Genomic DNA, 20716 nt, shown 5'->3' on the forward strand with positions numbered 1-20716 from the left:
CGGACGAGACCGGCCGGGCGGCCACCCGGCGGAGCCGGCAGGGGTGCGGGTGCCCCGGCGCGGCCGCGGCACTGGACGGGTATGGCCGTCAGCCCGGCCGGCTGCGGTGATCGCTTCGGCAGGCCGGCGTGGGGCTCGCTGGACCTGGACAGCGTGGACTCCTCGAATCAATGACTTCTGTGCCCCTGGAAGAGGGAGCTGAGAGCGACGAGGTTGCACGGGGTGGGAGTGAAAGGAGCGACGAATGTGTCGTAACGCTAGCGAGATCGGGCTACGGCCGTCCGGAGGACGCCGGAAAAATCACTCGGACGGGAGAGTTTCGGAACGTGTGATGGACGACGGGCCGCTGCCCGTCCAGCCCTCGTTCGATGCACTATGGGCGATGAGTACATAGTTGAGGGAAGTGCCCGCATTCGGCTCGCCTCGTACCGGCTCGCCTCGTACCGGACCGCCCCCAACGGGCCTGCCCGCCCCGCCCCCGCTCGCCCCGATCCCGATCCCGATCCCGATCCGGAGGATTCTGACCGATGTCGCCCTCACGCGGTGCCCTCGTGGCCGGTGCGGCCGTCACGGCCGCCGCCGCCGTCGCTCTCACCGTCGCCGTCTGGCCGGACGGCGACGGCTCGGGCTCCGGGTCCACCGGCGGCGCGGCGTCGTCACGCGCCCCCTCCTCGCCCTCGGCCGCGCCGACGCCCACCCGCAGCTACCCGCTGTCCACCGCACCCCGCACCATCCCCGCCGTACGCGAGCACACCCCCGCCCGGGGGCCCGGCTGGCAGCCCGGACGCGACAGCACGGTCGTCGTCGCCGACGGCAGCGAACGGCTGGCCGACGAGGCGCGGCTGCTCGCCGGGGAGCTGAAGATCCGCTACCGGGGCGCCGCGGCGGCCCGCGCCGGGGACGTCGAGCTGGCGCTCGACACGGCGGGCGGGGGCGCCCCCGAGTCGTACACCCTCACCACCCGCGACCGGCGGGTCAGGATCAGCGGGCCCGACGAGGCCGGGGTCTTCTACGGGACCCGCACCCTGAAACAGTCGCTGCGCGCCGCCGGCACCATGCCGGAGGGCGTCGTGAAGGACACCCCGGACCGGCCGCAGCGCGGACTCAACCTCGACATCGCGCGCAAGCACTACACCGCGTCGTGGATCGAGGGACGGGTACGCGAGATGGCCGATCTCAAGCTCAACCAGCTCGGCCTGCACTTCTCCGACGACCAGGCCTTCCGGATCGAGTCCGAGTCCCACCCCGAGGTCGTCTCGCCCGAGCACCTGACCCGGGCCGAGGTCCGCCGTATCGTCGGCCTCGCCACGAGCCTGCACATCGAGGTCGTCCCGGAGATCGACTCCCCGGGCCACCTGGGTGCCGTACTGCGCGCCCACCCGGACCTCCAGTTGCGCAACGTTCAGGGCGTGGCGTCGACCGGGTCCCTCGACATCTCCGAGCCGGGTTCGGCGGAACTCGTCGACGAACTGCTCGACGAGTACACCGAGCTGTTCCCCGGTGCCTACTGGCACCTGGGCGCGGACGAGTACCGCGCGCTGACGGTGAGCGACCCCGCGGCCTCGTACCCCCAGCTGCTCCGGGCCGCCCGGGAGAAGTACGGCGACGGGGCCACGATCGAGGACCTGGCCACCGGGTGGCTCAACGACCGCGCGGCGGTGGTCCAGGCCAAGGGCCGCACGGCCAAGGCGTGGAACGACGGCTTCTTCCGCGGCGGCACCGTTCAGGCCCGGAAGGACATCGAGGTCGAGTACTGGACGGGCAAGGAGATCGGCGCCCGGCCGCCGCAGGAGTATCTGAGCGAGGGGCGCCGGGTGGTGAACCTCAACGACGAATTCCTCTATTACGTACTCGGTCAGCCCAACGACTTCGTCTATCCGACCGGCAAACGGATCTACGAGCAGTGGACCCCGCTCGTCCTGCGGGGCACCCAGCCGGTTCCCTCGCGCTACTCGAAGCAGATCCTGGGCGGCCGGTTCGCGGTCTGGGGCGACCTCCCGCAGGCGCAGACCGCGCAGCAGGTGGCCCAGGGGATCCGGATGCCGCTGAAGGCGACGGCCCAGAAGCTCTGGGTCCCGGGGAAGCCCGCGCTGACCTGGGCACAGTTCCAGCAGCTGGCCGCACGGATCGACGCGACGGGCTGAGCGGCCGGGGCACCTTCGCCCAGGAGCGATGCGGCGCGCGGCTGCTCACCCTGCGAACGGGCCGCACTCGGCCCGAATCCGATGTCGGCGTTGGTGGCGAGGGGTGGCGCACGCCTGGCCCGAGGTCCCCCGTACTGTGTCGCCGCAACTGACGATTTTCAGCCACCCGGGCGCAGTACGCGGTACGACCGAGGGAGACGTCGAATGAGTCTGCTGGAACTGATCGCCGTTGCCGACGAGCGGGCGCTGGCCGCCGGGGCGCTCGCCTGCCTGGACCGCTGTCTGCCGCCGCTCGGCGGGGCCGCGGAACCGGAACCGCTGCGCCCGCTCTGGGCGAGCTGCGAGGACGGGCGAGAATGGGCCACCCGGCTCACGGCCGCCCGCACGGCGCAGGCCGGCGAGGACCCCGCGGACGGCCCGGCCGCACCGCTGCGCGGGCTGCTCGCCGCCGCCCCCTCGGACTTCGCCGCGGCTCCGCTGCGGGAATGGGCCGACGCCTGCTCGCTCGCCGCCCTGGAGGTCCACCTGCGCTACGACGCGTACGGGGACCAGGAGGCGCTGCGGCGCTGCCGGACCGGCGAGGAGAACGGCATCGGCCCGCTCGTCGCCGGGGAGCTGCGCCGTCAGACGCGGATCCTGGAGATCCTCGCGGAGAGTGCCGGTACACGGGGCGGCGGCGCCGGCCTGCGACGGGCGCTCGACCTGTCGACGGAGGGCCGGCGGGTGCTGCGCGCGGTGATGTCACGGCGGGCCCGGGGGCAGAGCTGAAGGCCCGTCACCCGGGCGGGCACTTGGGCCGTCACCGGGGCGGCGGTACGGGAGTCGCCGGAGCGGAAGCCGGGCCCGTCACCGGCCGGCGGAGCGGGAGTCGCCGGAGCGGATGTCCGGCCGAGGGACGACGACCGGGGCCGCCACCCCCCACAGGAGAGGCCCCGGTCGTCTTCCACGGGGTCGCAGCACGACCCCGTACTCCTCTCAGCGCCGCGGCCGCGTTTTCTGTCACACCGCGCTGTGTCAGTGAACTGTTGCGGGTTGTACAAGCCATGGACGCGACACCCGCCGAGCACGTAGCGTGCTGAGTCGCGCAGAGTGGCGCAGCAGTGGTGACCAGCTGCGATTCAGGACATCAGGGCGGGTTGAGGGAGTGCTGGGGGACGACGCGGAGCTGACCGCCGCGGTGCTCGCGGCACAGGACGGGGACGAGGACGCCTTCCGTGCTGTGTACCGCGCGGTGCAGCCGCGGCTGTTGGGCTACATACGGACACTGGTGGGGGAGCCGGACGCGGAGGACGTGGCGTCCGAGTCGTGGCTGCAGATAGCCAGGGACCTCGGCCGGTTCAGCGGTGACGCCGACCGGTTCCGCGGATGGGCGGCCCGGATCGCGCGCAACCGCTCCCTGGACCATCTGCGGATGCGCAGCAGGCGCCCCGCCATCGGCGGCGACGAGTCCGAACTGACCGGCAGGCCGGGCGACTCGGACACCGCGGGCGATGCCATCGAGGCGCTGGACACCGACCGCACCATGTCGCTCATCGCCCAGCTGCCGCAGGACCAGGCCGAGGCCGTCGTGCTGCGGGTGGTGGTCGGCCTGGACGCGAAGAGCGCGGCGCAGACCCTGGGCAAGCGGCCCGGCGCCGTACGTACCGCCGCGCACCGTGGCCTGAAACGGCTGGCGGAGCTGCTCGGCGCGGACCCGTCGGAGGAGGCGGGGGACCGGACACCGGACCCGGGCGGGACCTTCGACCGGGCGGCGGAGCCGGGGCCGGACGACGGTGCAGGTCAAGGTGGATCCGGGGGAGCGGAACTGGGCGCTCTGCCCGCGCAGCGCCCCGGACGTCATGGTTCGGCGGCACCCGCCGGTGTCATTCCCGGTGTGACGCATTCACGCCCGTGGACGCAGAAGGACATGTGATGGCCGACGAGCACTACGAGTGGCTTGACAAGGACGCGGCGGAGAAATTGCTCCGCGGCGAACCGGTCGTACCCGTCGGTGATCACGCCCGCACCGACGCCCTGCGGCTCACCCGGGCGCTGGGCGAGGCCCGGTCCGCCGCCCGCCCGCGCGGCGGTGAACTGCCGGGTGAGGACAGGGTGATCGCCGCTTTCCGGCAGGCGGGCCACGGGGCCGGGGCGAACGCCCGCGCCGCGAAGAGATCCGCCGCCGCGGCGCACGGACAATCCGGACTGCTGGACTCCGTACGGATCGGCGGCGCGGGCCCGGCAGTGCCCCGTCGCTCGCGCTGGAGCCGCCCCGTGCGCTTCGGCCTGGTCGTCTCGCTCGCGGGCTGTGCGCTCGGCGGGGTGGCGGTCGCGGCCGGAACCGGCATCATCACCGGGCCGTTCGGCGGCCGGCACACCCCGGCCCCGGCGGCCTCCGTCTCGGCCGCCGCGTCGCCCGGGGAACTGGGATCCGGGCTGCCGGACGACGACGGACCGTCCGTCGGCCCGTCCGCTCCGGCCGACCCCGGCACCACACCCGACGCCTCCCACTCGCCCGGGGACGGGCGGACCGGGGTGGACGGCACCGACCGCCGGCGCACCGACGAGGGCACCGCGGCCGGGACCGCCACGGGCAGCGGCGGCGGCACGGACCGGCCGGACGGCGCCGGACCCACGGACGGCTCGGGGGACGACGCCGACGCCGAGGACCTGCCCGACGGCCCGGGCGACGCCGCGTCCGGCACGTGGTACGAGAAGTCGCTCAAGGCCTGCCGGGACTACCGCGACGGCAAGCTCGACGAGAGCAGCAGGCGCCGCCTCATCCGGCTGGCGAAGGGCGAGAAGAACCTGGAACGGTTCTGCGAGCGGCTCCTGGACGAGGCCGACGGGGACGGCCAGGGCGGCGACGGCGGGAACGGCGGCGACGGCGGATCGGGGGAGGGCGGCGGCAACGGCGGTTCGCTCCCGGCGATCTCCTTCCGTACGCAGCCCGCGGGCGCCGGTACGGGTCCGGGCGCCGGAGCGGTCCCGGGCGTGGGGACGGGTTCGTTCGCCGGGCCGGCCGGCGGTCAGGAAGGCGCCGCCGCCTCGTCCGCGGCCCCGCAGTCCCTGGCACCGAACGCCTCGGCCATTCGCTGACCTGCGCTTTTCGCTTCGCCCGGAAGGGCCTCACCCTCAGGTGTGACGTTTTTCGGCGGCGGGGCGCAGTACAGAGTGAGCCGACTGGTCATCGGCAGCGCTATGAGCCGGGGTTCCCCCCGTACCTACGGCTCGGCGCATCGGCGCGGGCGGGACATGTTCCCCCGGTCCCGTCCGCGCCCCTTTCCTTCGCTCGTCCGGCGTCGGCGCGAGCCGCGTCCGGCGTCGGCGCCCGCTACCAGTAGATGACGACCTTGTCGCCGTTCTTCACCTGCGCGTACAGTGCGGCGATCTTCCCCTCGTCCCGGACGTTCACACAGCCGTGCGACGCGCCGCTGTAGCCGCGGGCCGCGAAGTCCGAGGAGTAGTGCACCGCCTGGCCGCCGCTGAAGAACATCGCGTACGGCATCGGCGAGTCGTAGAGCGTCGAGACGTGGTGCCGGGACTTCCAGTACACGGCGAACGTCCCCTCGCGGGTGGGCGTGTACTGCGAGCCGAAGCGCACATCCATCGAGGAGACGACCCGGCCGTCGATCATCCACGACAGGGTCCGGCTGTTCTTGCTGATGCACAGGACCCGCCCCGTCATGCACCGCTCGTCCGGCTCGGTCGCCGGCCGCTCGGTCGGCGGGTCCAGCTCCGCGGCCGTCGGCGTCCGGGTCATACCGAGCAGCTTCTGCCAGGTGACGGCATCGGTGCTGCCGGTGCGGTCGAGCTCCCGCTTGCCCTGGAAGGACTGGACGGCCGCGACGGTGACGGTGCCGTAGTAGCCGGTGGGGGTGCGGCCGAAGTGGCCGATCTGGCGGAGCCGGGCCTGGAGTTCCCGTACCTGCTTGCCCTGTGACCCGGTCTTCATCAGGACCGCCGGCCGCGGCGTGGGCGGCGCGGTGCTCGGCTGCGGCACGGGTGCGGTCGCCGAGGGCGTCGCGGTGGGGCCGCCGCCCGGCTTCGCGTCGTCGGAGGGAGTGGCGAAGGGGCGCGGGGTGGGGCTCGCCGCCGGGGTGCCGGAGGCCGGGGCGGGCGGTGGCACCGGCTCCGTACCCTGGGCGGCCTGGGCCCTGCAGCCTGCCGCCAGCGCGGTGACGGCGAGCACACCGACCGCCGCCCGCGTCGCGGAGGAGCGCCTCCCGCGGCGCCGGCGCACGCCCGGACCGCCGCCGCTCACCCCGCTCACCCCGCCCGTACCGCTGCCGCGGCTCGCACCGCTTCCATCGCTTCCATCGTCTACGGCTCTGCCTGTCATCCTCGGTCCCCCTGCCTCGCCCGGTGGTTCCGGTGTCCCGCCCGGTGGTTCCGGTGTCTCCTTGGACGGATTCCCGCCCTGCCCGGTTGCCGAATCCTGCGCATGATGGGAACGGCGCGTCCAGACCGGTACGGGTCCTGTGAGCAAGGTCCCAGCCGGTGGCTCTCCACCGGTCGCGCGGGCGCCGCTACAGTCCGTCGCGAGATTTATTACCAGTAGGTAGCTTGAAGGGGAGGCGCATCAGATGACGCGAGAGTCCGAGTCGGGACTGCCCATCGAGCCGGTGTACGGGCCGGACGCGCTCGACGGCTGGCGGGCGGACCAGAAGCTCGGCGAGCCCGGTGCGTACCCCTTCACCCGCGGTGTCTACCCGACGATGTACACCGGGCGGCCCTGGACGATGCGCCAGTACGCCGGTTTCGGCACCGCCACCGAGTCGAACGCCCGCTATCAGCAGCTCATCGCCAACGGCACCATGGGCCTGTCGGTCGCCTTCGACCTGCCCACCCAGATGGGCCACGACTCCGACGCCCCGATCGCCTCGGGCGAGGTCGGCAAGGTCGGGGTGGCGATCGACTCGCTCGACGACATGCGCGTCCTGTTCGGCGGGATTCCGCTGGACAAGGTCTCCACCTCCATGACCATCAACGCCCCCGCCGCACTCCTGCTGCTGCTCTACCAACTGGTCGGCGAGGAGCAGGGCGTCCCGGCCGACCGGCTGACGGGAACCATCCAGAACGATGTGCTCAAGGAGTACATCGCCCGCGGCACCTACATCTTCCCGCCGGCGCCCTCGCTCCGGCTGATCGCGGACATCTTCAAGTACTGCCAGGCCGAGATCCCCAAGTGGAACACCATCTCCATCTCCGGCTACCACATGGCCGAGGCCGGAGCCTCGCCCGCGCAGGAGATCGCCTTCACCCTCGCGGACGGCATCGAGTACGTCCGTACGGCGGTGGCGGCGGGCATGGACGTCGACGACTTCGCCCCGCGCCTCTCCTTCTTCTTCGTCGCCCGCACCACGATCCTCGAAGAGGTCGCCAAATTCCGGGCCGCCCGCCGGATCTGGGCCCGGGTGATGAAGGAGGAGTTCGGCGCGAAGAACCCCAAGTCGCTGATGCTGCGCTTCCACACCCAGACCGCGGGCGTCCAGCTCACCGCCCAGCAGCCCGAGGTCAACCTCGTCCGCGTCGCCGTGCAGGGGCTGGGCGCGGTCCTCGGCGGCACCCAGTCGCTGCACACCAACTCCTTCGACGAGGCCATCGCCCTGCCCACCGACAAGTCCGCCCGCCTCGCGCTGCGCACCCAGCAGGTCCTCGCGTACGAGACGGACGTCACGGCCACCGTCGACCCGTTCGCCGGGTCGTACGTCGTCGAGAGCATGACGGACGACGTGGAGGAGGCCGCCCTCGGACTGATGCGCAAGGTCGAGGACATGGGCGGTGCCGTCAGCGCGATCGAGCGCGGTTTCCAGAAGGGCGAGATCGAGCGCAGCGCGTACCGCATCGCGCAGGAGACCGACAGCGGCGAGCGCGTCGTCGTCGGCGTCAACCGCTTCCGGCTCGACGAGGAGGAGCCGTACGAGCCGCTGCGCGTGGACCCGGAGATCGAGGCCCAGCAGGCCCGGCGGCTGGCCGCGCTCCGTGCCGGACGGGACCAGGAGGCGGTCGACGCCGCGCTGGTGCGGCTGAAGGAGGCGGCGGGGGGAACGGACAACGTGCTGTACCCGATGAAGGACGCGCTCAAGGCGCGGGCGACGGTGGGCGAGGTCTGCGACGCGCTGCGGGAGGTCTGGGGGACGTACGTGCCCACGGACGCCTTCTGATGTTGCCCCGGCGTCTCCCGGCGTCTGCTGGTGCCTCCCGGTGTTTCCTGGCGTCTGCTGGCGCCTCCCGGTGCCTTCCCGGTGCCTTCCCGGGGTCTCCTGATGCCTCCCGGCGCATGCCGGCGTCTCCCGCAGTGAAACGCCTGGACGGAGTGTCGTGCCGCCGTGCGACACTCCGTCCATGCTGGGTGTCACCGATCTTCCGACCTATCTCGCCGGCCTGGTGCTGATCGTCCTTCTGCCGGGGCCGAATTCGCTGTACGTGCTCTCCGTCGCCGCCCGGCGCGGTGTACGGACCGGCTATGTGGCCGCCGCCGGTGTCTGGACCGGGGACACGGTCCTGATGACGCTCTCCGCGCTGGGCGCCGCCTCCCTGCTCCAGACGACTCCGCTGCTGTTCACCCTCGTCAAGTACGCGGGAGCGGGCTATCTGACCTGGCTGGCCATCGGGATGCTGCGGGCGGCCGTGTCGCTGTGGCGCGAGCGGCACCGGCGGGTGGCCGAGCTGACGGACGAGGCCGGGGCGCCGCAGGCGGCGGCCGAGATGGAGCGGCCCTACCGGCGGGCGCTGGTGGTCAGCCTGTTCAACCCGAAGGCGATCCTGTTCGTGATCTCCTTCTTCGTGCAGTTCGTCGAGCCCGGCTACGCCTACCCGGCCCTGTCCTTCCTCCTGCTGGGCACGCTGCTCCAGTTCGCCAGCTTCCTGTACCTCTCGATGCTCATATTCGGGGGCACCCGGCTGGCCTCCGCGTTCCGCCGCCGCAAGCGGCTCTCGGCGGGGGCCACTTCGGCGGCGGGCGTGCTGTTCCTCGGATTCGCGGCGAAGCTCTCGATCAGCAGTATCTGACCGGCCGCGGCCGTCGGCCGGGTTCAGTGGTGCCAGGCCTGGCCGCCGACGTTGTGGATCATCCGCTGGAGGACCTTGAGCGCGGCCACGAACTCCTCGGGCGGGATGCCGTCGTGGATGTCCGCACTGGCCCGCGTCACGCCGCCGAGCGCCCTTTCGCGCAGCGCGTGCCCCTCGGCGGTCAGCCGCAGCCGGGTGTCCGGTGCCTGGGTGACCAGACCCTGCCCGATCAGGGCGTCGACCTCGGGCTCCATGCTGTCCCCGACGTCCAGGTAGCCCTTCAGCATCGTCACCAGCTCCTCGCGGACCCGGCCCTCCCCGTCCGCGTCGCCGAGCTGGTTGAGGACCCACCACCGGGGCTGGGTCAGACCGTGCTCCGCGAGCGCGGCCCGGATGTGTGTCACGGCCGCCTTGTGCGCGGCCCAGGCCCAGTACCCGATCGGCTGACGGGCAAGACCCGCGTCATCGTGTGAGTAGTCCATGGCCCGACGGTAGGAACTCAACCACGCTTGAGGTCAAGGGACGTCCGGGAGAGGGCGCCCCGCAGCAGCGGGGTGAACCGCCGCTCCACGAACCGGTGCAGCAGCCAGGCCAGCGCCAGCATCGCCGCCACCGTCAGCGCGAACGTCCCCCAGGCCGGTACGCCCAGGCCCCGGTGCAGGGCCCCCACGACCACCCAGCCGAGGTGCTCGTGCACCAGATAGAAGGGGTACGTCAGCGCCCCGGCGACCGTCAGCCACTGCCAGTCGATCCGGTTCAGGGCCCCCAGCGCGATGGCCGCGACCGCGGCGAAGCCCGCCGTCACGACCAGGACGATCACCGTGGACGAACGGTAGGAGAAGGCGTCCGGGCCGGCCGGGTGCCACAGGTCCGCCACCGCGTAGTGCTGGCCCAGCAGCCAGCTCACCCCGACGATGCCCCAGGCCAACGCGTCCCGACGGTCCCGGTGCACGAGATACAGACCGATGCCGCCGATGAAGTACGGGGCGTACTCCGGCATCAGGAGCACATCGAGGAACGGCTCGCCCGAGGCCTTCGCCAGTGCCGCCGCCAGCGTCCACACGGCGCAGAACAGCACCACCCGCCGCCGGTTCGCCCCGGGCAGCACGACGCACAGCGCGAACAGGGCGTAGAACCGCACCTCCGCCCAGAGCGTCCAGCACACCCCCAGCACCCGGTCCACGCCCAACGGCTGCTGGAGCAGTGTCATGTTGACGAGCGCGTCACTGGGCGACACCGCCTCGTACGCCACCCAGGGCAGCGCGAAGACGAGGGTCACCAGGGCGACGGCCACCCAGTACGCGGGCATCAGCCGGGAGACCCGCGAGGCGAAGAACGCGTTCAGTGAACGGCCCCAGCCGCTCATGCAGATCACGAAACCGCTGATCACGAAGAAGATCTGCACCCCGAGACAGCCATAGGCGAACCAGCTGTGGGCGGTCGGGAACTGCACCGCCGCGGAACTGCCCCACGCCTCGGTGATGTCGCCGCCCCGGCCGCCGTAGTGGTAGCCCGCGACCATCAGCGCGGCCAGCAGCCGCAGCCCGTCCAGGGCGCGCATCCGGACCTTCGGCCGCGCGGGCGACGGGTCCCGCGGCCGGGCTCCGGACGATTTCTCCGGGGTGGCCCGGGGGGTGCTCCGGGGGGCGGAGAGGGGGAGCGTGGCGGCGCGGGCCGCCGTGCCCGCGTCCTGCGGTGTGATGGTCAAGGCCACTCCATTTCAGCCGGTGCGCCGCGTCAGCGTAGGGCGCGGAGAGGGGCCAAAACGCCCGGGAGGCACGCAGTTTCCCGGGTCGACAGAGCGAGTTCATCCAAGGGCCGTCCAGGTTTCCTACGGTGACGCGAAACCGAGATCCGCTCCGCGGACTCCCGCCCCTCCCGTCCCGCCGGAGACGGGACGGGAGGCACGGACGTCCGCGACCGCCGTACGCAACCCACGCCCCCTTTCCCCTCCACAGGCACAGACGCTTGGAGCGCCATGACGAAAGCCCGCACCCGCTGGCCACGGCAACGTCACGCGGAGGTCCCGGCCCGACCCGAGGGCGATACGTCAGCGGCAGCCGACGTCACCCCCACCGACCTGGAGACCTGCCTGCGCGCCTGTGCCGCGCACAGCGGCAAGCTGGTCGCGGGTCTGGACCGGCGCCGTACGGCACTCGCGGAAGCGCTGCGTCAACTGCTCGCCGCCCACGCCGCCCACGCCGCCTCGGCCCCCTCCGCTCCGGCGGCCGCGCTGGCACTGCTCCGGCGGCCCGGCAAGGAGCCGGCGGGCGCCGGCGCCGTCCTCGGCGACCATCTGATCGACCCGCTGCTCGCCGTCGGGAACAAGGCGCTGGACTGCGAGTACGAGGACGAGACCAAGCTCGCCCTCCTCGTCGCGGACACCCTGCTCACCCAGCGCAGGCGCTCCCGGGGCGGCTGGCGGCTGCGGGCCCGCATCCTGGAGTCGATGGGCGCGGAGAGCGCCGCCGTCGCCGCGTACGAGCGCTACCTCGCCCTCACCGAGGACGACGGGTTCGGTGTGGCGGCCAAGGTCGCCGGACTGCGGGAGGGCGCCCGGCTCCAGGCCGAACTGCTGTACCGGCTGGCCGAAGGCTGCCCCGAGGCACGGGAGTTCGCCGAGCGGCCCGTCACCGAGTCCTGGGCCGCGGGCCTGGAGCGGCAGGCGCGCGGCGACCGGCCCGGTGCCAGGGCCCGGCTGATCGGCGCGCTGCTGGCCCAGAGCCGTGACGGCACGCCCGTCACCGAGGTGCAGGAGACGGTGTCCCAGTACCTCGGCCTGGCGCGCGAGGCCGCCGGGATGCCCGGCAGCGGTGGCGGTACGTACGCGGGGGCCGGCAGCCCCGGCGCCGCACGGCGCACCGGTCCCGTCGACCCCACTGGACTCGCCGACCCCATCGGACCTGCTGACCCCGCCGGTCCCGCCGAACTCACCGCTCTCACCGCCCTGTACGCCGAGCAGCGCAGGATCCGGATACGCGGCCCGCTCGACGACCCCTCCTTCGGTGGCGTCCAGTGGCTCACCCTCGGCGAGTTCCGCAACCGCATCGCGGGCAAGTCGGTCTGTCTGATCGCCAACTCCCAGCGGTTAGGCGCCAGTTCGCTCGGCGCCGAGATCGACGCCTACGACCTGGTCGTCCGCTTCAACTCGTACCGGATCGACCCCGTGGCGACCGGCCGGCGCACCGACATCCACGCCAGCATCCACAAGCACGGGTTCAACTGGGACCAGCGGGTGGACACCCGGCTGATCTTCGGCGGCGTCTCCGGCGACTGGAAGCACTCGCTGCGCAACCGGCTGGTGCCCGGCGCGCAGACCTGCCTGGGCGACGAGACGCTGCGCTGGCCGATGCGTGACATCGGGCGGGTCGGCACGGAGGACTGGCCGGCGATACCCACCACCGGGTTCAACATGCTGTGGCTGCTCGACTTCCTGGACGTCAGCCCGCGACTGGACCTGATCGGCTTCGACTTCTACGAGAGCGGCGCCTACCGGCTGCCCGGGGCGATGAAGATGCCCATCACCGCCGTGCACGAGTACACCAGCGAAAAGGCGTGGGTCATGGAACGCGCCCAGAGCGTCACCGATACGAGGATACGACTGCGATGACGGCTCCCACCCCCGCGAACGTGCTCCCCGGGACCCCCGCGAACGCGCTCGGCGGAACCTCCGCGAACGCGCTCACCGGCAAGCGCCGCGTCGCCTTCGCGAGCTTCGTCGACGAGAACTACCTGCCCGGCTTCCTGACCCTGCTCCGCAGCCTCGCCCTTTCCAACCCGCAGGTCTGCGAGGACTTCCTCGTCCTGCACGACGGACTGCGCCCCGCCTCGGTCGCGAAGATCCGCGCCCTGCACCCGCGCGTCGACTTCCGGCGTGTGGACGCCGACCACTACGACACGTACGCCAAGGGCGACCAGGACAACTACCTGGTGCGCAAGGCGTACTTCATCCTCGATGTGTTCCGGGTGCGTGACTACGACACCGTGATCACGCTGGACACCGACATGGTGGTCCTCGACGACCTGGGCGAGCTGCTCCGGCTGCGCGACGGCCTCGCCGCCGTCCCGCAGTTCTTCTACGGGCAGCACAAGCTCAACAGCGGGCTGCTGGTCATCCAGCGCGAGTATCTGAGCGACGAGTTCTGTGCCGAGCTGGACGAGGTCGGCCGGGCCGGTACGTATGAGTTGGACAAGCACGACCAGGGCATCCTGAACGCCGTGCTGGACGGGGACTTCCTCCGTCTCGACGCCCGCTACAACTTCGTCAAGCGGCGGCTCTCGGGCGACCTCCCGGTCCCCGAGGGCACCGCGATCCTGCACTTCACGGGGCGGCACAAGCCCTGGCAGGGCGGCGAGGCGGGGTACGGCGAGGCCGAGGCGCGCTGGCACGCGTACGAGCTGTCCGACGCCGACTTCCACGCGGCGTACCTCGCCGCCGGCACGCCCAAGCACCACGACCTGCTGGTCCACTACGGCACCCCGCACGTCCTGCGCACCGGCGATGTGGAGAGCGCCCGCAGGGTCGCCGCCGCCCATATCGGCGCGGGGGAGTACCAGGAGGCCGCCGACCTGCTGGGCCGGGTCCGTATCCCGGTCGACGAGGCCTGGCCGCACGAGGTGCTGGGGCACGCCCTGATGAGCGTCTCCCGGTACGAGGAGGCCCGCGCCCAGCTGCTGCTGGCCACCGCCGCGCCGAACCGGGCCGCGACCGCCTTCGGCCGGCTCGCCCAGATCGCCTGGATCCACGGCGACGACGAGGGGGCCGCGGACTACGCCCGCCAGGGGCTCGGTGTCGACCCGACGCACCGGGCGAACCGGCTGACGCACCTGCGCACCACCGGCCTCGTCCCGCCCGCCGAGGGCCCCGCCTCCGGCCAGCTCGCCCATGTCGCCTTCTACATGGAGCGCCAGGGCAACGCGGGCGACAAGCTGCTGCCCGAGAGCGTACGGCTGGCCTTCGGCCAGGACACCGGACCCGGACGCTGGCACTCCGTCCACGCCCACCGCCTCTTCGACGAGGCGGCCCTGGAACGGGTCAACGACCGCCGCGGCCTGGTCATCGGCGGCGGCGGGCTCTTCATCCCGGACACCGCGCCGAACGGCAACAGCGGCTGGCAGTGGAACGTGCCGGACGGGCTGCTGGAGCGGATCGACGTCCCCGTCATGGTGTACGCGGTCGGCTTCAACGCCTTCGACGGCCAGGCGTACGGGCACGGCCGCGACCGTTTCCTGTCCAGCCTGCGCACCCTCGTGGAGCGCTCCGCGTTCTTCGGGCTGCGCAACCACGGATCGATCGAGAAGGTCCGCGACCTGCTGCCGCCCGAGCTGCACCACAAGGTGCGCTTCCAGCCCTGCCCGACCACGGTCACCCGGCAGCTGGTCGACGGCTGGCAGGACCCGGCCACCCGCGAGGACACCATCCTGGTCAACGCCGCGTACGACCGGGCGGGACTCCGCTTCGGCCACGACTACGGGCACTTCCTCGGCGAGATGGCCACCGCCGTCACCGCCCTGGGGGAGCTGGCCGGGGTGAAGTGCGTCGCGCACTCGCTGGACGACGAGCGGATCGCGTTCGACCTGCGGCGCGAGTACGGCATCTCGCTGCCGGTCATCCCGATGTACGACTTCGACAACGACGCGATCCGGGACACCTACGCGCGTACGAAGCTGGTCATCGGCATGCGCGGACACGCGGGCATGATCCCGTTCGGCTGCGGGACGCCGGTCATCAGCCTGATCTCGCACCCCAAGATGGCGTACTTCCTGGCCGACATCGAGCGGCCCGAGTGGGGCATCTCCGTCCACGACCGGCACCTGGGCGCCCGCCTCACCGAACGGGCGGCCGGGCTGCTGGCCGACCACGCGGCGGCGGTGGCCGATGTGCACGGCCGGCAGCGGGAGCTGTGGAAGGTCACCGAGGCGAACGCGGCGGACCTGCGCGTGATCCTGGGGCGCTAGGGCGTGTGTCGAAAGTCCCGCCTGGCTCGCGACGTCCGGCACGCACGCTCGCCGCGTTGTCCGCGTTGTCGGAGTGTTCTCGTACGTCCAGTACGAGGACACTCCTCCGCCTTGCGATCGCACGCACCGGACGCCGTGAGCCCCGCCCTTCGGGCGGACGGCGCTACTTTCGACACACGCCCTAGGCGGGGGGCGACGGGAGGCCGGGCGGCCGGCGGGAGCCGGCGCACGAACGGCCGCGGGGCGGGCCCGGACCACCGGACCCGCCCCGTCGGCCGTCGGCCGTCGCCGTCGCCATGGCCGACGCCGACACCCGCGACGGCTACCCGCGCACCGCGCGCCGCAGCGACCGCGCCCGCTTCGCCACCCTGCGTACCGTCGCGTTGCGCGGCAGGAACGCGAACTGGGACGGCACCGCCCCCGGCAGCGCCAGCGCGGTGAGCCGGCGCCGCTTGAAGTACCGCCAGGTCACCGGCGTCAGCCGGTCCGCGAGATACCGCTCCGCCTCCGGCCGCAGCTGCGGGTATATCCGGGGCTGCATGGCGAACCCGACCGCCCGCACCAGCGCGGACACCTCCTGCTCGGCACCGTCCGAAGGCCGCTGCGCCAGCACCGCCGCCCGGTCCCCCAGCTCCGGCAGCAGGGCGTCCACCAGGGTGACCGGCACCCGGTTGCTGTTCTCGTACGGAGCGAGCCGGTCCAGCAGCAGCTCCGTGCCGACCCGGGCGACCGGCAGCCCGTAGAACGCGGACGCGGTGAGCAGCGCCGTCGAGAAACAGCCGACGACCAGCGCGGGCCGCATCCGCTCGTAGAGGACCTCCGCGAGGACCGGCGCGGTGAGGATCCCGGCGTCCAGCACGGTCAGTTCGGCACCGAGCCGCTCCGCCTCCGCCTCCATCGCCCTCGACCACTGGGCCGGAGCCGTCGGATGCGGCTTGAACACCAGACGGGTGTGGCCGAGTGCCACCGCGCCCCGCATCATCCGCAGGTGCAGGTTCTCCTCCTCGGCGGCGGAGATGAGCCCCAGCGCGGAGAGGTACTGGCCCAGCAGCAGCGCGGGCGACTCCACCGACGGCAGGCCGGCCGGCACACCGGCCAGTTCGGCCAGCACCTCGCGGAACGCCTCGGTCCGCACGATCTGCGGCACCACGCCGAACTCGGTGAGCAGCAGCGGCTTCAGACCCGGCACCAGGTCCAGATGCAGCAGCCGCCCCACCCGCGTCCCGACCAGTGGGTCGATCTTGTTGCGGGTCGGCCCGTAGCTCATCAGCCCGTCGGCGTACACATCGACCGGCGCGCCGGAGAAGATCTGGGTGATCGCCATGGCCGGGTTGACCTGGATCGACTCGACGGCCAGCTCGACCTCGTCGTCGCCGAGCCCCCAGGCGAGCCGCAGATACCGCTCCCACAGGGGTACGTCGTCGGGGCGCGGCGCCCAGCCGCTCGGGTGGAAGGGCGCGATGGTCCCGTTCCAGGACACCACGTCGTCGAAACGGCCGCGCAGCCGCTCGAAGCCCGGCATCGCGTCGAGGGACGGGGTGGTCTCCGGGATCGCGGCGTTGTTGCAGACGAGCAGGATGCGGCGGTCGGCCGGAGCGAAGCAGTCGGTGTCCAGGGCGGCGGCGAGCGTGGCCGCGCCGTAGAGGGTGGAGGCGGCGAAGATCTGGGTGGTGCGGCGGCGCGACGGGGACAGGCTCATGCTGCCGTCGCCTCCTTCGCGGCGACGGGCCGCCGGCGCAGCCGGCGCAGAAGGGTCGCGCGCTGGACGTCCATGGAGTCGAGCGCGTCGTCCAGCACCGGCTGGGGCATGCGCTTGAGTGCCGCCGCACTGAGCGATTTCAGGGTGCGGGCCACGGGCGGTTCGAACCTCTCGATCGAGCTCATGTGATGGGAAATGATCGCGCAGTACGTGCGTACCGCCTTCGGCAGCAGCACTTCCGCGTCGCGGTCCTCCGCGGTTTCCCGGACGACCTGGTCGAAGGAGCGAATGAAATCGAGCTGACGCACATCACCGATCTGTGTCAGTGAGGAAGCCACTCCGCGCCGGTAGAAAATACCCAGCATTCCGAGTACCGCGAAGGAATCCGCGCTGCGGTGCAGCCGCCAGATCCACGGCCGGTCCTCGGCCGTGCGCAGCCCGTCGGTGAAATGCAGCAGCCCGCGGTCCAGCAGCCGGCGGTGGTAGAGGCCCGCCCAGGCGTACGGATAGTCCACCGACGTCGACCGGTCGGCGGGCAGGATCGCCTCGCGCGGGTCCATCACCCGCTCGCGCCCGCCGTGCGGGACGCGGTGCACCGTACGGCTGGTGCCCTCCACCTGGACATGGTCGGTGCGCACGAAGTCACAGCCCAACGCCTCGGTACGGGCCAGGAGTTCGGCGTAGTGGCCGGGCGCCAGCCAGTCGTCGCCGTCCAGGAAGGCGAGGTACTGGCCGCGCGCCGCGTCCAGGCCCGTATTGCGGGCGGTGGCCAGCCCTCCGTTCCGCTCGTGTCTGAGCAGGACCACCCCCGGGATGTCGTCCTGGGCCCGGCGCAGGATGTCCGCCGTCCCGTCGGTCGAACAGTCGTCGACAAGGATGAACTCGAAGTCCTCACGGGCGTTGGCCCGTAGGCTTCTGAGCGTGTCGGGCGCGTATGTCTGCACGTTGTAGAACGGCACGATGACGGAGAGCTTAACCACCCGCATCACGCTAGGGCGGTGCCCGGCATTTGCCTTGTCCCCAGGGGGGATGGTCGGTGAACGGCGAATGTTGGAATGATGAACCAGGACGAATCCGGGGCCGATTCGCCAAGCGTCGGCGGGCTGTTAACCATTTGTTGCCGCTCCGTTGGGCCGCCCATTCACCTGCTTTCCTAACTTCTACGTCGTGCCCCCACGTACCAGTAATACGGCTGATCCGGCCGAAACCGCCGCCGCGGACACCGCGGCGCTGCGGGTGGCCGTCCTCGCCGACTCCGACACCCGGTGGAAATGGGGCGCGCTCACCGCGCGCCGTCTGACCGCCGCGGCCGGCACTCCCGCACGCCCCGTACAGCTGAGCGGACTGCTGCTGCGCGGCCGGGCCACCCCCACACCCCGGCAGCTCGCCGAGGTCGGCGAGGTCGGCATCGACGCCGGCCGGGTGCGCGAGGTGACCGCCGTCGAGTTCCTGCACACGGTGCGCGAGGAGGCGTACGACCTCGTCGTGCTCTCCCTCGTCGGCGGCGGGGTCCAGGCCATGCTGCACGGCCTCGCCGCCCTCGCTCTGCCCCGCAGACCCGTGATCGTCACCGGCTATGTGGGCGTCGTCTACGAGAAGCTGGCCGACGGGCTCCTGCTGCGGCACGGCGCCGATGTCGTCCTCGCCAACTCCCGCCACGACGCGGAGCGGTTCCGCGCGGTGTACGAGGGAGTGGGCGCCGATGCCTCGGCCGTCACGGAGGCGGCGCTGCCCTTCCTCGGCGGCGAGCCGCACCGGCCCCAGGAGGGCCGCGACACCGTCGTGTTCGCCGCCCAGCCCTCCGTACCGGCCTCCCGTGCCGACCGCACGTACCTGCTGCGCAGGCTCGTCGAGCACGCCCGGCTGCACCCGCGCCGCGAGGTGCTGCTGAAGCTGCGCTCCAAGCCGGGCGAGCACACCACGCACATCGAGGAGCTGCCCTACCAGCGCCTCGCGGAGAGGCTGCCCGGCGGCCTGCCGCCCAACCTCCGCCTGGTGTACGGGCACATGGGCGAGGTCCTGGACCGCACCGACCTGCTGGTCACGGTCTCCTCGACGGCCGCGCTGGAGTCCCTGCACCGGCGCATCCCGACCGCCGTCCTCACCGACCTCGGTGTCCGCGAGACCCTCGGCAACCACCACTTCGTCGGCTCCGGGCTGCTCACCTCCTGGGACCGTCTCGACGGCGGCTTCCGCCCGCGGCCCGACGAGGAGTGGCTGGCCGGCCAGGGAGTCGCCGCCGACGGCACGTACGAGGGTGCCTACGACCGGGCCCGCGCCAGGGTCGGCGCGCTGCTGGAACGCGGCGACCGGCTCCCGGCCCTGTCCCCCTACTACACGCCCGCCACCGCCCCCGGCTATCTGCCCGGCATCCTCGCCCGCCACCACCTGGCCCCCGACGGTCACCCGCTGCCCGGCGCGGCGGCCCCCCAGGAGACCGGCCGGGTACGGGGCGCGGTGCGCGAGACCGTACGCAACGCGGCACGCGGCGCCTACCGCCAGGGCGTCCAGCGGGTGGCCCCCGTGATCCGCCGGATGGGCGAGCTGTGACCACCACTTCAGGAGCATCCATGACGCCGCCACAGAACTCCCCGACGACGCCGGACCCCGCGCGGACACCGGCCCGGAACCCCTCGAAGCCCACCGTGCTCGCGGTGATCCCCGCCCGCGGCGGTTCCAAGGGGGTCCCCGCCAAGAACCTCGCCCAGGTCGGCGGCGTGCCGCTGGTAGCCCGCGCGGTCCGCGCCTGCCTCGGCGCTCCCGAGGTCACCGACGTCGTCGTCACGACCGACGACGCGGCCATCGCCGAGGCGGCCCGGACGGCGGCCGAGACGTACGGCGCCGCCCAGCGGCTGCACTGCGTCCGGCGTCCCGAAGCCATCGCCGGGGACACCTCCACCAGCGAGGCGGCCGTCCTGCACGCCCTCGACGCGTACGAGGCCATGCACGGCCGGAGCGTGGACGTGGTGCTGCTGGTCCAGTGCACCAGCCCGTTCGTCACCCGCGAGGACATCGACGGCGTCGCCGTCGCCGTCGCGCGGGAGGGCGCCGACACGGCGGTCACCGTCGCCCCGTTCCACGGCTTCGTGTGGCGCGACGGCGCCGCGGTGGAGGAGGGCAGTTACGGCGTCAACCACGACAAGGCCGTGCGCCCCATGCGCCAGGCCCGCCCCCAGGACCTGCTGGAGACCGGCGCCGCCTACGCCATGGACGTGGCGGGCTTCCGTGCCCACCGCCACCGCTTCTTCGGCCACACCGCGCTGGTCCGCACGGACCCGGCCCGGGTGCTGGAGATCGACGACCCGCACGACCTCGAACGCGCTCGCGCGCTCGCCCCGCTCCTGGACCCGGCCCCGCTGCCCACCCGCGCGGACATCGACGCCGTCGTCCTGGACTTCGACGGCACCCAGACCGACGACCGGGTCATGATCGACTCCGAGGGCCGCGAGACCGTCTCCGTACACCGGGGCGACGGCCTGGGCATCGCCGCGATGCGCAGGGCGGGCCTCCCGCTGCTGATCCTCTCCACGGAGCGGAACCCGGTCGTCGCCGCCCGCGCCCGCAAGCTCAAGGTCCCCGTCCTGCACGGCATCGACCGCAAGGACGAGGCGCTCAAGCAGTGGTGCGACGAACAGTCCATCTCCCCCGAACGCGTCCTCTACGTCGGCAACGACGTCAACGACCTGCCCTGCTTCGACCTCGCGGGCTGGCCCGTCGCTGTCGCCAGCGCCCATGACTCGGTACGCGCCGCGGCGCGCGCCGTCACGACCACCCCGGGCGGGTTCGGCGCCATCCGCGAGATCGCGGCCTGGCTGCTGGGCCCCACCCTCACCACCACGGCTCCCACCCTCACCACCACAGCTTCCACCCTCACCACCACGGCCCCGGCCGTCCCCACCGTCCCCACCAAGTAAGGAACGCA

The 20716-nt window shown here is 72.5% G+C and carries 15 protein-coding genes; 10 read left to right on the plus strand and 5 right to left on the minus strand.

Going from position 1 to position 20716, the window contains the following annotated elements; all coding sequences use genetic code 11:
* Window positions 1–527: 527 nt before the first annotated feature.
* The 4 genes from OHA98_RS06035 (at window position 528) to OHA98_RS06050 (ending at window position 5222) form a co-directional block, all read left to right on the plus strand.
* Entirely contained in the window at window positions 528–2144 is a 1617-nt protein-coding gene (locus OHA98_RS06035) for a glycoside hydrolase family 20 protein (RefSeq protein WP_266923092.1), read from the plus strand.
* Between the two features lie 204 nt (window positions 2145–2348).
* Window positions 2349–2912, plus strand: coding sequence for a hypothetical protein (locus OHA98_RS06040; protein ID WP_266923094.1), 564 nt, complete (start codon window positions 2349–2351; stop codon window positions 2910–2912).
* 376 nt (window positions 2913–3288) lie between these two features.
* Window positions 3289–4056, plus strand: a complete 768-nt coding sequence (locus tag OHA98_RS06045; RefSeq protein ID WP_266923095.1) for an RNA polymerase sigma factor — start codon at window positions 3289–3291, stop codon at window positions 4054–4056.
* Window positions 4056–5222, plus strand: a complete 1167-nt coding sequence (locus tag OHA98_RS06050) for a hypothetical protein (RefSeq protein WP_266923097.1) — start codon at window positions 4056–4058, stop codon at window positions 5220–5222. Before OHA98_RS06045 ends, OHA98_RS06050 begins: the two co-directional genes overlap by 1 nt.
* 235 nt (window positions 5223–5457) lie before the next feature.
* Here the strand turns inward: OHA98_RS06050 and OHA98_RS06055 are convergent, their stop codons facing one another.
* Window positions 5458–6387, minus strand: a complete 930-nt coding sequence (locus OHA98_RS06055) for a L,D-transpeptidase family protein (RefSeq protein ID WP_323179519.1) — start codon at window positions 6385–6387, stop codon at window positions 5458–5460.
* Between the two features lie 322 nt (window positions 6388–6709).
* Here OHA98_RS06055 and OHA98_RS06060 point away from each other — a divergent pair, with 322 nt between their 5' ends.
* The gene (locus OHA98_RS06060) at window positions 6710–8290 is read left to right on the plus strand and encodes a methylmalonyl-CoA mutase (RefSeq protein WP_266923101.1); all 1581 of its coding nucleotides are present in this window, start codon (window positions 6710–6712) and stop codon (window positions 8288–8290) included.
* Window positions 8291–8471: 181 nt separating this feature from the next.
* The gene (gene leuE, locus OHA98_RS06065) at window positions 8472–9137 is read left to right on the plus strand and encodes a leucine efflux protein LeuE (protein WP_266923103.1); all 666 of its coding nucleotides are present in this window, start codon (window positions 8472–8474) and stop codon (window positions 9135–9137) included.
* Window positions 9138–9160: 23 nt separating this feature from the next.
* Here leuE and OHA98_RS06070 read toward each other — a convergent pair whose 3' ends face one another.
* Both OHA98_RS06070 and OHA98_RS06075 read right to left on the minus strand, forming a co-directional pair.
* Window positions 9161–9619, minus strand: a complete 459-nt coding sequence (locus OHA98_RS06070; RefSeq protein WP_266923105.1) for a MarR family winged helix-turn-helix transcriptional regulator — start codon at window positions 9617–9619, stop codon at window positions 9161–9163.
* A gap of 17 nt (window positions 9620–9636) precedes the next feature.
* Entirely contained in the window at window positions 9637–10845 is a 1209-nt protein-coding gene (locus OHA98_RS06075) for an acyltransferase (protein WP_266923107.1), read from the minus strand.
* 270 nt (window positions 10846–11115) lie between these two features.
* On the opposite strand from OHA98_RS06075, the gene OHA98_RS06080 reads away from it, so the two are divergent.
* The gene (locus OHA98_RS06080; RefSeq protein ID WP_266923108.1) at window positions 11116–12747 is read left to right on the plus strand and encodes a hypothetical protein; all 1632 of its coding nucleotides are present in this window, start codon (window positions 11116–11118) and stop codon (window positions 12745–12747) included.
* The gene (locus OHA98_RS06085) at window positions 12744–15095 is read left to right on the plus strand and encodes a glycosyltransferase (RefSeq protein WP_266923110.1); all 2352 of its coding nucleotides are present in this window, start codon (window positions 12744–12746) and stop codon (window positions 15093–15095) included. The genes OHA98_RS06080 and OHA98_RS06085 overlap by 4 nt, the downstream gene beginning before the upstream one ends.
* Before the next feature lie 322 nt (window positions 15096–15417).
* Here OHA98_RS06085 and OHA98_RS06090 read toward each other — a convergent pair whose 3' ends face one another.
* Window positions 15418–16794: a polysialyltransferase family glycosyltransferase gene (locus OHA98_RS06090; RefSeq protein ID WP_266923112.1), complete on the minus strand. Its 1377-nt coding sequence runs from the start codon at window positions 16792–16794 to the stop codon at window positions 15418–15420.
* Entirely contained in the window at window positions 16791–17774 is a 984-nt protein-coding gene (locus OHA98_RS06095; protein WP_266923114.1) for a glycosyltransferase family 2 protein, read from the minus strand. The genes OHA98_RS06090 and OHA98_RS06095 overlap by 4 nt, the downstream gene beginning before the upstream one ends.
* A gap of 187 nt (window positions 17775–17961) precedes the next feature.
* On the opposite strand from OHA98_RS06095, the gene OHA98_RS06100 reads away from it, so the two are divergent.
* Window positions 17962–19344, plus strand: coding sequence for a DUF6716 putative glycosyltransferase (locus tag OHA98_RS06100; protein ID WP_266923116.1), 1383 nt, complete (start codon window positions 17962–17964; stop codon window positions 19342–19344).
* A 20-nt stretch (window positions 19345–19364) separates the two neighbouring features.
* Window positions 19365–20708, plus strand: a complete 1344-nt coding sequence (locus OHA98_RS06105) for an acylneuraminate cytidylyltransferase (protein ID WP_266923118.1) — start codon at window positions 19365–19367, stop codon at window positions 20706–20708.
* Window positions 20709–20716: the final 8 nt, after the last annotated feature.

Source organism: Streptomyces sp. NBC_00654 (assembly GCF_026341775.1).
In the GTDB taxonomy this organism is placed as follows: Bacteria; Actinomycetota; Actinomycetes; order Streptomycetales; family Streptomycetaceae; genus Streptomyces.